Origin of the sequence: Endozoicomonas sp. ISHI1, from assembly GCF_024606225.1 — a bacterium.
Lineage (GTDB): Bacteria > Pseudomonadota > Gammaproteobacteria > Pseudomonadales > Endozoicomonadaceae > Endozoicomonas_A.
Genome location: NZ_JAGRPU010000005.1, coordinates 86,543 through 101,156, shown reverse-complemented (window position 1 = coordinate 101,156; position 14,614 = coordinate 86,543). Strand labels below are relative to the sequence as shown.

At 50.1% G+C, this 14,614-nt stretch carries 15 protein-coding genes; 6 read left to right on the top strand and 9 right to left on the bottom strand.

All coding sequences use genetic code 11. The features are described 5' to 3' along the window. Positions 1 to 35: 35 nt before the first annotated feature. The 5 genes from astA to KBW69_RS05520 form a co-directional block, all read right to left on the bottom strand. Positions 36 to 1,076: an arginine N-succinyltransferase gene (gene astA / locus KBW69_RS05540; RefSeq protein ID WP_257254756.1), complete on the bottom strand. Its 1,041-nt coding sequence runs from the start codon at positions 1,074 to 1,076 to the stop codon at positions 36 to 38. Positions 1,077 to 1,191: 115 nt separating this feature from the next. Then, entirely contained in the window at positions 1,192 to 2,016 is an 825-nt protein-coding gene (locus KBW69_RS05535; protein ID WP_257280233.1) for a DUF1338 domain-containing protein, read from the bottom strand. 35 nt (positions 2,017 to 2,051) lie between these two features. After that, the gene (locus KBW69_RS05530) at positions 2,052 to 3,083 is read right to left on the bottom strand and encodes an arginine N-succinyltransferase (protein WP_257280232.1); all 1,032 of its coding nucleotides are present in this window, start codon (positions 3,081 to 3,083) and stop codon (positions 2,052 to 2,054) included. Beyond that, complete coding sequence (locus KBW69_RS05525; RefSeq protein ID WP_257280231.1) at positions 3,080 to 4,342, bottom strand: hydrolase; 1,263 nt, start codon at positions 4,340 to 4,342, stop codon at positions 3,080 to 3,082. Before KBW69_RS05525 ends, KBW69_RS05530 begins: the two co-directional genes overlap by 4 nt. A gap of 241 nt (positions 4,343 to 4,583) precedes the next feature. Then, positions 4,584 to 5,798 carry an aspartate aminotransferase family protein gene (locus tag KBW69_RS05520; RefSeq protein WP_257254578.1) on the bottom strand — a complete coding sequence of 405 codons (1,215 nt, stop codon included), beginning with the start codon at positions 5,796 to 5,798 and terminating at the stop codon, positions 4,584 to 4,586. A 333-nt stretch (positions 5,799 to 6,131) separates the two neighbouring features. Between KBW69_RS05520 and KBW69_RS05515 the strand changes: the two genes are divergently transcribed. Both KBW69_RS05515 and KBW69_RS05510 read left to right on the top strand, forming a co-directional pair. Next, complete coding sequence (locus tag KBW69_RS05515; RefSeq protein WP_257280230.1) at positions 6,132 to 6,737, top strand: class I SAM-dependent methyltransferase; 606 nt, start codon at positions 6,132 to 6,134, stop codon at positions 6,735 to 6,737. Between the two features lie 194 nt (positions 6,738 to 6,931). Continuing rightward, positions 6,932 to 7,831 (top strand): helix-turn-helix domain-containing protein, encoded by a 900-nt coding sequence (locus tag KBW69_RS05510; RefSeq protein ID WP_257280229.1) that lies wholly within the window; start codon positions 6,932 to 6,934, stop codon positions 7,829 to 7,831. Positions 7,832 to 7,865: 34 nt separating this feature from the next. Here KBW69_RS05510 and nagA read toward each other — a convergent pair whose 3' ends face one another. The 3 genes from nagA to KBW69_RS05495 form a co-directional block, all read right to left on the bottom strand. Further along, entirely contained in the window at positions 7,866 to 9,020 is a 1,155-nt protein-coding gene (gene nagA, locus KBW69_RS05505) for an N-acetylglucosamine-6-phosphate deacetylase (protein WP_257280228.1), read from the bottom strand. A gap of 125 nt (positions 9,021 to 9,145) precedes the next feature. Further along, positions 9,146 to 9,802: a hypothetical protein gene (locus KBW69_RS05500; RefSeq protein WP_257280227.1), complete on the bottom strand. Its 657-nt coding sequence runs from the start codon at positions 9,800 to 9,802 to the stop codon at positions 9,146 to 9,148. Between the two features lie 107 nt (positions 9,803 to 9,909). Beyond that, entirely contained in the window at positions 9,910 to 10,764 is an 855-nt protein-coding gene (locus tag KBW69_RS05495) for a 6-carboxytetrahydropterin synthase (protein ID WP_257280226.1), read from the bottom strand. A 206-nt stretch (positions 10,765 to 10,970) separates the two neighbouring features. Between KBW69_RS05495 and bioA the strand changes: the two genes are divergently transcribed. From bioA to KBW69_RS05475, 4 genes are all read left to right on the top strand, one after another. Next, positions 10,971 to 12,257 (top strand): adenosylmethionine--8-amino-7-oxononanoate transaminase, encoded by a 1,287-nt coding sequence (gene bioA, locus KBW69_RS05490; protein WP_257280225.1) that lies wholly within the window; start codon positions 10,971 to 10,973, stop codon positions 12,255 to 12,257. Positions 12,258 to 12,488: 231 nt separating this feature from the next. Continuing rightward, the gene (locus KBW69_RS05485) at positions 12,489 to 12,737 is read left to right on the top strand and encodes a hypothetical protein (protein WP_257280224.1); all 249 of its coding nucleotides are present in this window, start codon (positions 12,489 to 12,491) and stop codon (positions 12,735 to 12,737) included. A gap of 116 nt (positions 12,738 to 12,853) precedes the next feature. Next, positions 12,854 to 13,498, top strand: coding sequence for an MBL fold metallo-hydrolase (locus KBW69_RS05480; RefSeq protein WP_257280223.1), 645 nt, complete (start codon positions 12,854 to 12,856; stop codon positions 13,496 to 13,498). Between the two features lie 11 nt (positions 13,499 to 13,509). Beyond that, positions 13,510 to 14,172, top strand: a complete 663-nt coding sequence (locus KBW69_RS05475; protein ID WP_306674496.1) for an OmpA family protein — start codon at positions 13,510 to 13,512, stop codon at positions 14,170 to 14,172. An 80-nt stretch (positions 14,173 to 14,252) separates the two neighbouring features. Here KBW69_RS05475 and KBW69_RS05470 read toward each other — a convergent pair whose 3' ends face one another. Further along, positions 14,253 to 14,594: a GDCCVxC domain-containing (seleno)protein gene (locus KBW69_RS05470; protein ID WP_257280222.1), complete on the bottom strand. Its 342-nt coding sequence runs from the start codon at positions 14,592 to 14,594 to the stop codon at positions 14,253 to 14,255. Positions 14,595 to 14,614: the final 20 nt, after the last annotated feature.

The following is a 14,614-nucleotide window of genomic DNA, read 5'->3' as shown; positions in this document are numbered from 1 at the left end:
AATGTCACTCCTAATGTATTAGTGTTCAGGGCTGTTTATTGATAATTGTTCCGTTGTGGATTAAAGAGTGGCACGACTCTGAGTTCGTCTCCGTCTCGCACCTTCAAGGCTTCAGCCTGTTTCTGACTGATGTTGACGGATTCCAGTCCTTCAAACGACAGTTGTCCTGCCATGCAACGAAAGTTGCGGAAATGGCTGTTGGCCATTAGCCAGACCGTTTCATCCGTATCCACAAAGTCATGAACCCTGACCCGGTAGCGGCGGGAATCCCTGATTGCCCGGATATCTCTAAGCCGGGTTTCCAGCACCGGACCGCCATCAAAAATGTCGATATAGCCGGTGTATCGGAACCCTTCGCTCTCCAGTAGTTTTCTTGCGGGCACAGTATCCTGATGAGTCTGACCGATGACACTTTGGGCTTTTGCGGGTAACAGGTTGCTGTAGATGGGGTTGCGTGGCATCAACTCGGCGATAAAAGACTTACCCCGGGAGACCTGCTGGTCAGCTTCGACAAAGTCCACGGCAAAGAAATGTCTGCCCAAAGCTTCCCAGAAGGGAGATTCGCCATCTTCATCAGAGAAGCCACGAAGCTCGGCAATGATGTTATCGTCAAAGCGAGGCTCATGAGCAGCCATGAAAAGAAAACGACACTTGGACAACAGGTGTCCATTGCTGGATTTACGGTATTCCGGTGTCAGGAACAGAGTGCAGAGTTCTGAATGACCGGTGTAATCACTGCAAAGCGTCAGGGTCTTGATGCGGGTATAGACATCCAGTTCTCTGGAGGCATGTACCTGAGTGTTCACCTTGTAGTTGTACCAGGGGTCTTTCAGGCCTAGTGCGGACTCAATGCCGCAGACACCAACTACTTTTTCCGTTTTCGTGTCTTCCATGACGAACAGGTAGTAAGCTTCTTCCAGAGGCTTTTCAGCCCTGAAGGAGTTGACTGCCCAGTCGAGTTTTTTTTGCACCATGTCGGGATCAGGTTGCAGGGAAGAGAAACCCACGCCGGTCATCCGGGCAATCTGCCAGAGTGCGTCGTGGTCCTGTTCGGTAATGGGTCTGATTAACATCATAAGAAAATGTCAGGCCTCAGTGGTCGTTTTTTATGATTATCGTGATAGAAAAGAGCAGCTTGTGAAAAAACTGTTCTGTCACTTTTGCCTTCCTCAATGACTGAACAAAGTCAGATCATTGGGTTGACCTGGTATCGGTACTTTCAAAAATCTTGTCAGCAGAAACCGCTACGAACCCCTGGTAGAGCTTACCATTGGGCAGTGAGTAGCGCTTGGCAAACTCATAGAAACAGCCGGGGATCGCCCGGTCACCATCGGAGAAGCTGACGCTGACTTTGCCGGCCATGGTGGATGACTGTTCCAGAAGGACTTCGGGAGAACCTTTCACCAGACCTCCGCTTTCATTCAGTATGAAACCATTATCCTGCAGCATACGGTTCAGGACATGGATGTCATCATGAGATTGCAGGTGATTGATGGAGACAGTGAAGTGGTTGGGGCGGTAACCGAGGGCTGCCACCCAGGCAGCGTACTCACTTTCCTGTAATAGCAGGTCATAGTCTTGCAGGCTGACTGTCCAGGGACGCCCTGAAAAGCAGAAGTTATCCAGAAGAACAGATCCTTCAGTCACCTGGTCGACGAGGCTGTGGATAATTTTCTGAGCTTTACCTGATAGTGCCTCAACCAGCAGCTCACTAATAAATACTTTAGGCAGAGTGTCGTCTGGATGCTGGAAATGTTTAGCCACCAGTTTTCTGCCTGGAAATGCATAGTCGCCGCCGACAACATAGCCTGCATCGAGAAAGGGGCGGGCTACTGTTTCGAGATTGACCTTGTCCAGATTATAGGTGCGCAGGGCAATGTGGTCGTTGATCACCATGCCATTATTCTGACTGGCAAAGAGGTCATGGATTGTCCGGGCATCGGGGGTCAGTTCCAGATAATTCTGCCACATGGCTTCCAGAAGGGTTTTGATTTTGTTTGTTTTGGCTTCTGTCATTGCCGTTTCCTCTGGCTTTATGAGCCCATAGTCTTTTAATAGCTGGCTGCCACTCTGACGGGGTCTCCGCCACCCAGTTGCAGCAGATCCGTTTCTTTCTGTGTCAGAGCCGGGGCTTGCGGGTTGAAAGCTGTGCTGATGCATCGAAAAGATCGGGTCGATGTATTGGCTACAAGATAATCGTTGTTTTGTGTATAAGCTGTTTCAGGCTCTGGAGAGTTTATGTGTAGATCAGGTTGATAGATCTGACTGTCACGCAGAGTGGTTAGCCGGTCGGTTCCAGCTTCAAGAGTGGGGCCGGCATCAAAAATATCTACATACCCCTGATAGTTGAATCCCTCCCGTTCAAGGATGTGGAACACTGGTTCCCGGTCAGGTCTGGGTTCACCTATCACCGCTCTTGCCTGTTTGGCGAGCAGGCGTGTGTAAATCGGATATCGGGGCATCAGGTCAGCAATAAAGTTCTTTTCCTGAAGACCGGTCAGATAATTGGCTTTGGACATGGCCATTGGCAGAAAGTGACTGCCCAGACTGTCCCAGAATGCCGAGCGATTGTTTTCATCAACAACGCCCTGAATCTCTGCCAGAATACGGTCAGCAAACCGATCACGATGTTCCGCCATGAACAGCAGTCTCGCCCGGCTCAGCAACTGAAGGTTAGACCAGCTGTCGTGTTTTTGAGAGATGAAGAGAGTGCAGAGGCTGGAGTAGCCTGTGTAATCCTGACAGAGCTTTAAGACGGTCATCCGGTTAATGGTATTTAAGGTTTCGGATGCATGAACGTCTTCATCAACACGAAAGTTATAGAAAGGAACAGAAAGGCCCACTGTGGCAATAATGCCGGATATGCCAAGAATCTCACCACTGTCCAGATCTTCCAGTACAAAGTGGTAGCTCTCTTCTCGGGCACTCTCGACGTTTTGACTGAGTGAGTCGTGGGTTTTGCAAATCAGTTCTGCCAGATGATCACGGTTTGCAGGCAGGGTCGTCATTGAGTCTCGGGCACTGCTGGCGAGTGCTTCCAGGGCACTAAGGTCTCGATATTCTATAGGTCTGACGACTTTCATTGCCGCGCCTCTTTGCTCTTCAGCCAGGCGTTTCCGCTACCCAGAGCTTCATTGCGGGCCAGTGTAAGCAGTAGGGCCGCACTCAATTTGGCCCTGGGCACCAGACTGCTGATTTTCAGGTACTCCTGTTCACTGTGAATATGTCCACCCTGAACGCCCAGAGTATCGATATTGGGAATGCCTGCTGAGGCCAGGTTATTGCCATCACAGCAGCCGCCGGTGGGTTTTACATCAATGGTCAGTCCCAGTGCATGACCACACTGTCTGGCCAGCTCTAACAGTTGCTGGTTGGCAGGGGAGAGTAGTTTGGGTTTTCTGCTGAAGCCGCCGTGGAGCTCCAGACGGATGCCATTGCGACTGCTGATCTCATTCACGATCATTTGCAGTTCCCGCAGGCACCAGTCTTCATCTTCCGGTTTCTCAAGGCGAATATTGAAACGGCTTATGCATTTGTCCGGAACAATATTGGTTGGGCCGCCACCGTGAATATAGCCGGGATTAAACGTGACACCTTCACGTTTGCCATTCAGGTCGTCCATGGCAGAGACAAAGTCGCACAGAGCACGTATAGCATTTCTTCCCAGATGATGTTCCCTGCCAGCATGAGCCGCTTTGCCATAACAGACGGCGGTAAAGTTTCCGCTGCCCTTGCGTTGACCAGCGAAGCTGCCATCAGGGAAGCAAGGCTCGTAAATCATGCCAAGGTCTACACGGCTGGCGGCGTCTTTTATCAAGGCGGCAGAACCCGGTGAGCCAATTTCTTCATCGGGGTTGAACAGGATTTCCCAGCCGATTTGATCTGCCCAGGGGCTTGCTTCCAGTATTTTAAGCGCATTCAGCATCACAATGATGCCGCCTTTCAAGTCGGTGACACCCGGACCATTGATGGTATCTTCATCAAGTTGGACAACCTTTTGGAAAGAGCTGTCTTTGGGGAATACAGTGTCCATATGGCCGCACAGGAAAACCTTAAGCGGAGCCTCGGGGCGTTTGCAGACTCTCAGAGCCTTGCCTAACTCGTGTTGAACCACTTCCCCCTGATCGTTAATTACTTCATAAGGTGCCAGATCAATGACTTCTTGCTCTCCACCCAGGGATGCGGTCATCCGTCTGAGCCGCTCCATGACCTGGTTAACCCCTGTGGCATTGAGACTACCGGAGTTGATTTCAGCCAGTTCAATGGTGTGCTCAAGCATTTCGGCCTGAAGGTTGTCCAGACGGGTTAACTGGGATTGGAGCGGGGCAAGAAGGTCGGACATGAAACACCATTTTTTCAAAGATGGTTTTTGTTGGAACGCACTATAAACCGGCATTCCCTTCTGATATTTGTTTTGGTTTGGCTATTTTTTCTGAGCTCAAGGCTGTTTCTGAGCCTGCAGCTATTTCAGTATACGAACTGACGAGCATGATCGCTCTTGATTTTGCGACAGGAAGTATTCTGATACGGACAGTTTGGGGTTGTGACACCGGCCAGTAACACGAGGCCGGTGCAGTCATTCATTATGGATTGACTACCTTGGCCACTGCCCGTTCCAGAGCTGCCATACCCTCACGGATATCTTCGTCCGGAATGATCAGTGACGGTGCCATTCTGAGAACATTGGGGCCAGCTACCAGCATCATCAGACCTTCTTCTGCAGCGGCCGCGAGAAAATCCTTGCCTTTACCGTGCCAGTCTTCGATCAGCTCGGCACCAATCAGCATGCCTTTGCCACGAACTTCCTTAAAGATGCCAAAAGTTTGGTTAATGCGTTCCAGCTCACTTCGGAACAGTTCATGCTTACTGCTGACATTGGCCAGAACCTGATCGTTGTGGATCAGGTTGATGGCTTCGAGAGCCACTGCGCAGGCCAGTGGGTTCCCCCCATAGGTGCTGCCGTGGCTGCCAAAGCCAAAGCTTTTGGCGACTTCGTCGGTGGTTAGCATGGCGCCCACCGGGAAGCCGCCGCCGAGGGATTTGGCTGTGGTCAGAATGTCTGGGATGACGCCGGTGGACATGTAGGCATAAAACTCACCGGTACGGCCTACACCGGTTTGCACTTCATCCAAAACCATCAGGGCTTTGTATTCATCACACAGTGCCCTAACGCCCTTCAGGAACTCAGGATCTGCCGGAATCACGCCACCTTCACCCTGGATGGGTTCCAGAACGACTGCACAGGTCTTCCCGGAAATTGCCGCTTTCAGGGCATCCAGGTCATTGTAAGGCAGGTGAGTCACACCGCCCGGAACTGGTGCGTAACCTTCACAGTAACTCGGCTGACCACCCACTGTTACGGCAAACAGACTGCGACCGTGGAAGGAGCTTTTGAAGGATATGATCTCATGTTTTTCGGGGCCAACATGATCAAAAGAATACTTCCTGGCCAGTTTGAAAGCAGCTTCGTTGGCTTCTGTACCTGAGTTACAGAAGAAGACTTTATCGGCAAAGGAGATCTCGGTCAGGCGTTGGGCCAGAGCCAGAGCAGGCTCGTTGGTATAGACATTACTCAGATGCCAGAGTTTGTCACTCTGTGCCTTGAGGGCCCTGACCAGTTGAGGGTGGCAGTGGCCGAGGGCATTAACAGCAATACCTCCTGCGAAATCGACGTATTCACGGCCTTCCTGATCCCAGACTCGAGAACCTTTTCCGCGAACGGGGATGATCGCCTGTGGTGCATAGTTAGGCACCATGACGTCGTCGAAGGTCGCTCTGTTAACGGAGTATTCGGTCATTTTTTGTCCTCGGGGCACATGGTTTTTTTATAGTGAGCGCTCTTCAACACAGTATCGAGTGACAAGCGCTGCTTTCGATCATGGCTGATTTAGCTGTTTGACTCCCAACTATAGATCAAAGCCGGAGCAAAGAGTTTACACCAGGCGACCCGGAGTTTTCTCTGAGAACCGTTTTACTGAGAAAATTTTTTCTGAAGCGTTCTGCTATTTTTCATCCTTAAGTTCGCTTCACAGTGATATCAGCTTATGGAATACACAGAAGAAAAAGCTTGGGGGTATGCCAAGGAAAAAAATCACCTGGGATTTATGATTCAGAGAGACCTGCCCGGACTGTTGGCTAAATACGTCAAACCGGGAGCTCGGACACTGGACTACGGCTGCGGTGCAGGATCGATGATTCCGCTATTAAAACGTGCCGGGTTGAATGTAGAGGGTATGGACATTTCAGCCAATATGCTCTGCGTGGCTTTGCACGACCATAAGAACACCGCATTTACCCGCATTAATTCTGCTGCTATCCCCCGTCCTGATGCGTCTTATGATCTGGTGATGCTGTCTTATGTCCTGGTTGAAATAGCTTCTTTATCTGAGATGAAGGCGGTTATCCGCGAAGTGAAAAGGGTGTTAAAACCAGATGGTGTAGTGGTGGTTACTGTGAGTTCAGAACGAAAGTTCCATGGAAATTGGTTGATGGTCAATAATAATTTCCCCGAAAACAGGACGCTTACCAGTGGCTGTCGCGTTAAATGCTCTGTGGCAGACTCTGAGGTGGTCTTTGAAGATTTCTTCTGGACTGATGAGGACTACCGTTTAGTATTTTCTCAATCGGGTTTAAGCGTGCTGGGGTTTCATCAGCCTTTGGGGAAACCGGAAGATGGAATGCCCTGGAAAGATGAGCTTCATTCACCCTTGTTCAGTATTTACGTTTTGGGACGTTGACTGGCACAGCCCTGAGCAGGGCAACAACGTTCATTGGGTATTAAAAGAAGGAGCCTTTAGTTGTTATCATGCGTTTTAAGAGTCTTGATTTTGTCTTTAAACGTATGATCAAGCGTGCTTTTCGAGTATTTTTTCACTATGAATAATCATTGTTTTTTCGGTTCCGGAGATGGCAGCGCAGAGAGGGGGGGTGGGTGAGCAAGCCTTGCAAGGTAGGTTTTCTTTTATATCCTGGCTTCTCATTGCTGGGTTTATCTTCAGCTCTGGAAGTGCTGAGAGCCGTCAATCTGGTGACCGGGCAGAGGGTTTATGAAACTACTGTCATTGCGGAATCATCTGTCAGGAGTAACGTGGGTCTTTCACTTGAGCCCTCTCAGTCGGCGCCGGAGTTTATGGATGTGGTGATTCTGGTCGCTTCAGAAACAGGCGTCGATATTCCTTATGCCTCATTGTCCGGAATTTCTGTTTTGGGAGGGATTGGTAAAGGTGCCAACCTGCTGGCGAGTGCGGGCCTTCTCAGTGGTTATCGGGCTCGACTGGAAGGGGCTGCCGACGCTCTTCAGGCACTCTATCCCCAAGTGGAGTTGAGCCAGACAGCTTTTGAATTGGACCGAAACAGGATGACCTGTGGTGCAGGCACAGCCGCTATGGATATGATGCTCTCTCTGGTTGCTCGAGAGCGGGGAGTTGATCTTGCGGCCAGTGTCTCGGAATTGTTGGTCAGGGATCGTCTCGGTGAGCCGGTGACTTCTTCTTTTGCAACAACTCCCGTCAGAAGGCAACAGCCACAGATTGAGGAAGCAACACAGTTGATGGCTTCTAACATAGAAGAGCCTCTGGGCACCGACGAACTGGCTTCTCTGGTGGGTATTTCTCGCAGACAGCTAGAACGTTTGTTTCGCAAATATCTGGGTACGGTGCCTTCCAGATACTATCTGAAGCTCAGGCTTGAGCATGCCAGAAAGCTGCTCAGGGAGAGTGACAGGTCGGTTCTGGAGGTGGGCATCGCCTGTGGTTTCTGCAATGCTTCACACTTTAGTACGGCGTATAAAAACCATTTTGACCTGACACCCAGAGAAGAGCGTCAATCGTGAGGTTGCCTTATACGGCGGCTTACTGAACAGGACGTCAATACAGGCTGAAAACCTGTTTGCCATCGACAAACGTCATCAGGACTTCGTGGCTTCTGTTTAAAACCGCTACGGATGCACGCTTACCGACTTTGATGCTCCCCAGTTCTTCATGCAGGCCAAGCAGGGTCGCTGGTGTCAGAGACGCCATGTGCACTGCGCTCAGGGGTTCTACATCCACCTTTTCGATCATATTGGCAACGGCGCGGTTGAGTGTCAGGGTGCTTCCTGCCAAAGCACCCGATTCGGTTCTGGCAACGCCATCCTTGACATGAACTGTCAATTGTCCCAGCTGGTATTCACCGTCGCTGAGACCACCTGCGCACATGCAGTCTGTGATCAAAGCGGTTTTATCAACCCCTTTGAGGCGATAGACCAGATCCATGACAACGGGGTCAACATGGACACCGTCAGCAATCAATTCTGCATAGATATCCCGGTGGTGCAAAACGGCACCGGCAGTTCCGGGTTGACGATGATGCAAGCCGAGCATCTGGTTAAAAATATGAACGCCACCAACGGCACCGGCTGCGAAGGCTTTCTTGCAGACATCGTAAGTAGCGCCTGTGTGTCCAATCATGACGCGGACATTCTTGCTGGTCAGGTATTCAACAGCTTCAATGCCGCCCTCAACTTCAGGGGCCAGCGCCAGTGAGCGGAGGGTGCCACCTGATGCTTCCAGCATCTCGTTTAGTCTCTCTTTGGTGGGGGTCAGGAAGTAGCTGCTTTCATGGGCGCCTTTGAAACGTTCGGAAAAGAATATGGCTTCGCTGTAGGAACCCAGTACTTCTGCACCATCAACACCCTGCCTGATGCAATGCTCAACGTTGCCAAGGGCTGCAAGGTTTCTTTCCCAGGTATCGGTTACCGTGGTGGCAAGGAAGCCGACGACGCCCTTGGCCGCAATGGTTTTTGAGATGGAGTTAATGGCTTCGTAGCTGGCGTCCATGACGTCAAATCCGCCACAGCCATGAATATGGAGATCAATGAACCCCGGAACAATACGACTGTCTCCCAGATCCAAAATGTCCGCGTTTTTTTCAGGCACACAGTCGATAGCCGCGATAAGACCGTCTGCAATTTTCAGAAAACTGTCCTGAAGAATGCCTTCTTCAGTGAAGATCTCTTTTGCCTTCAGATAAAACGTCGTCATGTCTCAGACCTATCAGCAGGAAAATGAGTATGATTGTACCATGGGGCTAAACAGGCTCCGTAGGGTTATGATTACCTACGCTCGGGGGTTATCTGTCCAGAGCCCGGTGAGGTTGTCATCGGTTGTTACTGATGTGAGCTGACCCTGAGAATTTCTTCACGCACTTTAGTGAGCGCTTCCCGAAAGCTGCCATCGTATTGTTGCAGTTTTTCGATGACCTCTGGCAGCATGTCCTTCAACACAAGGCCCGGGTGTTCAGGCAGGGTTTCTGGCATCTGGCTCAATATTTGATTCATTCTGCCTTCTGCCTGAATGATAATGGATTTCAGGCGCTCAAACTCCAACCCCTGATTCTCCAGGTCGGTTTTTCTGCCAGAGCGCGACAGAGCCAGCTTGTCCAGCATTGCCTGAAGCTTGATATCGTGGTTTCCCATCATGCCTTCAATGTGTTGAAGGCCAGCCAGATAGGCAGCAGCGCTGGCTTCTCCCACGGGTGCAACGGGGGTTGCTCTGACGGCGTCAGAAGCTTCTATCAACGCTACTTCTGGTTGCTTACCCTGAGTCATGTCAGCCCGATAGGGGCTGATAGCCGCAATCTGCCCCAGTAGTTCATGGATGATGGTGTAATTGAATTGCAGCATCTCTTCCATGTGGCTTTTCAGGTCTTTAAAAGTGAGTTTTACTTCTTCTTCGACCTGTTGCTGAGCTGAAAGGCCCAACTCTGGATCTTGTCGGGGGGCAGAAGGGGGAGTGGGGCGGTTATTGATGTCTTCGATGGCCATAAGAAATCCGTTTCTGTATGTCGACAGACTTAATTCTAGCCGGAACTAAGGAAATTAAGGCTCAAAGCCTGAATCAGCCCCGTCAAAGACTGACAGGGCAGAGGGGTTCACTTCTCTGCTACAGCCCCTTTGTTAAATCCTTCAAAGGCTACCACCCGGACTGAGTGGTCCGGGTGACGGGTTTTTAGTGTGGAGGCGATATGCTCTGCCAGAAGCTCCACGGTGCTGTCAGTATCAATCAGGTAGCAGTGATCTTCTGTCAGTGTCAGCTCGAAGTAACCCTGGTCGGAGGTGTAGCCAAAGCGAAGGTGATCCCGCTTGCCTATGGTCACTTTCTCCAGCAGATCTTCACGGGTGGCAATGTAGATATCTTTCCAGGTTTCGGCCCAGTCTGCTTCCAGAGTCGGGTCGCGCTTGCCGTCCAGATAGATATGGATAGGAGAGCGATGTCCGTGTGCAATTCGCTGGCAATCACCGAGATGCTTTTTCAGACCGTGGCTGTAGTGGTAGAAAGCACCGGAAAACTGTTCCGGATAAATGTGCAGTTCAACATCACTGACGTTGTCCGGCAGTTCATCCAGCAGGGTTTTTTCCAGATAGGGGATCAAGGCTTCGGGTGTTATTTCCTGAGTATCGACCAGTAAAATGGCAGGGGCGGGAGCCTTGCATTCGATGACGTCACCGGTACTGGTCTGCATTTTGACAGAAAGGTGTTCCTTATTTTCTGTTTTGACGGCTATTGCCTCGTTAGAAGCCGGTATCAGTAGACGGTGGTCGGCAAGAATGTCCAGAGAGGCCTTGATCTGCTTTTTGACGTGACCAAAGTCAAAGACCATACCTTGTTCATCCAGATCGCCCCGGAGCACGACATCGACCAGCCAGGTTTCCCCTACAACCCCGCGCTCCGGAGAAAGGTAACTGAAATCAAGAGTGGTAAGTTGATTGACGAACAGTGCGGTCATTGGGTTCTGGTTCTACTTTGGTTTGAGAAAAGTGGATGAAGAAAAATAATGAGTTAGTTGGGAATTGTAACTCATTTCTCGAGGCGATTCAGTGTTCAGTCAAATTCTGTGAAATGGTTTGTGTTGGGCCGTTATCGGTGAATTGTTGTGTTGAATTGGCATATTATTCGTAGTTTTCTGAATATTTGAAGACGTTGGAGCCCATTGTGGATCGTACCATCACACAGTCTGATCTTGAGTTTGATGCCCGGCATATCTGGCACCCTTACGGGACAACGCCCAGCCAGTATGAACTGTTTGCTGTTGAAAGTGCCTCAGGGGTCAGGCTTCTCTTGAGTGATGGCCGGGAAGTGATTGATGGAATGTCGTCCTGGTGGAGTATGGTCCATGGCTATAACCATCCGGTTATGAATCAAGCCATTAAGGATCAGGTCGATTCAATGTCCCATGTCATGTTCGGTGGACTGACCCACAAACCCGCCATTGAACTGTCTCGCAGACTGGTTGCCCTTACGCCCGAACCGATCAAAACTGTGTTTTTTGCAGATTCAGGATCTGTCGCCATAGAAGTAGCCATCAAGATGGCTATGCAGTATTGGCAGTGCAAAGGCGAGATTCACAAGAACAAGCTGCTGACATTCAAAGGCGGTTACTTTGGCGATACGACCGGCGGTATGGCTGTGTGTGATCCTGACAATGGTATGCATCATTTGTTTACCGGTATTCTTCCTGAACATCATTTTGTACCCCGGCCCGGCTGTGGCTTTTATGAGATATTGGAAGACCACCACATTGAGACGTTTCGCTCTGAACTGGAGTCCCTGAGTCTTCAGGTGGCTGCGGTTATCATAGAGCCTATCGTTCAGGGGGCTGGCGGTATGCACTTCTACTCCCCCGATTTTCTGAAAAAAGTCAGAGCGCTTTGCGACGAGCATGAAGTCTTGCTGATTCATGATGAGATTGCCACGGGTTTTGGTCGAACCGGGAAAATGTTTGCCTGCGAACACGCTGGTGTGATCCCGGACATCATGTGTGTAGGTAAGGCCCTGACCGGTGGCTATATGACGCTATCCGCTGTGATGTGCACTGAAGAAGTCAGTAAGACTATCTGTGCCTCTGGCCCGATCATGCACGGTCCCACTTTCATGGCTAATCCTCTGGCTTGTGCAGCCGGTGTGGCTAGCATGGATATTTTATCCACAGGTGAGTGGGTCAGTCAGGTGGCCAATATAGAGAAAAAATTATGGGACGGACTTTCTCCCTGTAATGATCTGGAGACGGTGGATAACGTCCGGGTTTTGGGGGCCATCGGTGTGGTTGAGTTGAAAGAGCCGGTAATCATGTCTGAAATTCAACCCCGTTTTCCTGAACAAGGAGTATGGGTCAGGCCTTTCGGTAAGCTGGTTTATGTGATGCCACCTTATATCATTTCAGATAAAGACCTGGATACCTTGTGCAAAGCGATTGGTAAGGTTGTGGAATCCATCCGTTAGAGGGCGAAGCCCAAATCACAATCAGTGTTTGAGGACTGGGCAGGGCTGTAAAATTTGGTAATTGGTTATTTTGTTCCAGTCGGCTCTAAAAAGATTCATGCCATCTCTGGAGTTTGTCTACAATTTCACGTGCTATCCGGTCAGGATGGTCAGTATTAAAGTGCGGGGGAATCTTCGTTCAAGCTCCTGGCCTGGCACTTTCCAATGATGGCTGCCTCTGGAGGTTTAATCATGGCTCTCCGTTTTGATTTGCCCGATTTACTGGAAGACTTTGAGGAAGATCAGGATTCTTATGACAGAGAACCCTGCTTTCCCTACCCGATTGTTGGCGGGTTTCCAGATGATGTCGCCATGAGGCGGCTGATAATTGGCAGTTCATTGACCAGACTGAATGTGCGAGGTGCTCACGCCAGCCTGCGGCTGAGTGTTTCTGTGAATCAAGGTCGTGGACGAATGAAAGTATTATTGAAGCTTCCCTGAGAGTGAATGAGTGCGACAGGGGCATTATTGTGTCTCTGTCAAAGGATTAAACAGATAATGCACAGTACCCACACTCTGTTTTAGAATGTTCGGTCATGAGTTTTGGGGCGATTAGCATGACCGAGCGGAATCCATCACTGATAAAAGAGACATTTCCTGTGGGGCCTTTGCAGTGTAACTGCACCATCATTGGTGACCCCATCACCAAAAAAGCCATCGTGATCGACCCTGGTGGTGATCCTGATCTCATCCTTGCCAAGTTGGAGACTCACGGACTAAAATCAGTAGCGTTGATTCATACTCATGCTCATTTGGATCATTTCCTGGCCAGTGGCGAAATCAAGAAAAAGACCGGTGCCCCTATTCATCTTCACAAAGAAGATAAATTCCTCTGGGATAATCTCGAAACACAGTGTCGTATGTTTGGTGTGCCTTATAATCCTGTTCCAGATCCTGATTACTGGCTGAATGATGATCAAGAGCTGCCTTGTTGTGGGGGAGTGGCGATGCATACGCCCGGACATACTCCGGGTTCCATGTGTTTTCACTTTGATAAAGAGAATCTATTGATCGCCGGAGACACACTGTTCCGTCGTTCAATCGGTAGAACTGATCTCTGGGGTGGAGACTTCAAGGCAATAGAGAAGTCCATTCGTGATCGTCTGTACACTTTGGATGAGGTGACCACTGTGGTTACAGGTCATGGTCCGGATACCTGTATTGGCGAAGAAATCCGGGAAAACAGCATTATTCGCGGCTAGGAGAAGTGAACATGATGATGCAGCTAAAAAGAATGTCTTTGGTCGTTGCCGTCGCTGCAATCGTGGCGGGTTGTCATACGACTAACCCTTACACCGGTGAGAAGGAAGTCAACAAAACCACCGCGTACGGTGGCATTGGTGCTGTTACCGGTGCTGTTATTGGTGGTTTGATCGGTGGTGGCGAAGGGGCTCTGGAGGGCGCTGCAATTGGTGGTGCGGCCGGAGCCGGTTACGGTTATTACACGGACAGGCAGGAAGCAGCGCTCAGAAAAGAGCTGGAAGGAACCGGTGTTCAGGTGCGCCGGGATGGAGATAACCTCAAGTTAATCATGCCCTCTAACATCACGTTTGATACCAATAAGTCAGCGATCAAGTCCAGTTTCTACCCTGTTCTGGGTTCTGTTGCCAAGGTCGTCAAGGAGTTCGATAAGAACCTGGTCGAAGTCGTTGGCTATACCGACAGCACCGGTGGAGACAAAATTAATCGACCTCTCTCTGAGGATCGGGCCAGAAGTGTGGCAGACTATCTGATGTACCAGGGGGTTGCCGGATCCCGCATTACATACTCTGGTGCGGGTGCCTCAAATCCTATTGGTGATAACAGCACCATGCAGGGGCGTGCGCTGAACAGACGGGTAGAGATAAATCTGATACCGGATCCCAAACACCAATGAATATTTAAAAGCCAGTGTACCGACGCTGTTCTGAAATGAGTTGTCGGTTTCACTGGCTCGTTCTTGGGTCGGCAGACAGGTCATCCTGCCATTGATTGGTTTTTCTCATAGTGTGAGGATTCCAGAGCTGCTTGCTCTTGCTTGCGGATCACTCGATAGCTTCTGCTTTCTTTCTGGCTGGTCGGGCAGGGGTGAGTGCCGCGAGAACAGAAGATACAGCAGTCACCTCTTTGTGGAGTCATCAGGTTTTTACAGCTTCTGCATTCATAGAGGTAGACGCAGGCGTCCAGTGGCATGGTTTCAGTTTCGGAATGTCCGCAGCTGCTGCAAGTGACGGTTGACTCTGTATTAAGATGAAGTTTCATTGTTAATTTCTCTACTTTCGTTATTTTCTCCAGGGCGTAATGATCCAATGTCGACATTTTGTCTCCTTACTTGAATG

Bases quoted from the DNA above. Each gene is read 5' to 3' on its own strand.
- astA (WP_257254756.1), bottom strand. From the start codon at position 1,076: ATGATGTTAATCAGACCCATTACCGAACAGGACCACGACGCACTCTGG.
- KBW69_RS05535 (WP_257280233.1), bottom strand. From the start codon at position 2,016: ATGACAGAAGCCAAAACAAACAAAATCAAAACCCTTCTGGAAGCCATG.
- KBW69_RS05530 (WP_257280232.1), bottom strand. From the start codon at position 3,083: ATGAAAGTCGTCAGACCTATAGAATATCGAGACCTTAGTGCCCTGGAA.
- KBW69_RS05525 (WP_257280231.1), bottom strand. From the start codon at position 4,342: ATGTCCGACCTTCTTGCCCCGCTCCAATCCCAGTTAACCCGTCTGGAC.
- KBW69_RS05520 (WP_257254578.1), bottom strand. From the start codon at position 5,798: ATGACCGAATACTCCGTTAACAGAGCGACCTTCGACGACGTCATGGTG.
- nagA (WP_257280228.1), bottom strand. From the start codon at position 9,020: ATGACGACGTTTTATCTGAAGGCAAAAGAGATCTTCACTGAAGAAGGC.
- KBW69_RS05500 (WP_257280227.1), bottom strand. From the start codon at position 9,802: ATGGCCATCGAAGACATCAATAACCGCCCCACTCCCCCTTCTGCCCCC.
- KBW69_RS05495 (WP_257280226.1), bottom strand. From the start codon at position 10,764: ATGACCGCACTGTTCGTCAATCAACTTACCACTCTTGATTTCAGTTAC.
- KBW69_RS05485 (WP_257280224.1), top strand. From the start codon at position 12,489: ATGGCTCTCCGTTTTGATTTGCCCGATTTACTGGAAGACTTTGAGGAA.
- KBW69_RS05480 (WP_257280223.1), top strand. From the start codon at position 12,854: ATGACCGAGCGGAATCCATCACTGATAAAAGAGACATTTCCTGTGGGG.
- KBW69_RS05475 (WP_306674496.1), top strand. From the start codon at position 13,510: ATGATGATGCAGCTAAAAAGAATGTCTTTGGTCGTTGCCGTCGCTGCA.
- KBW69_RS05470 (WP_257280222.1), bottom strand. From the start codon at position 14,594: ATGTCGACATTGGATCATTACGCCCTGGAGAAAATAACGAAAGTAGAG.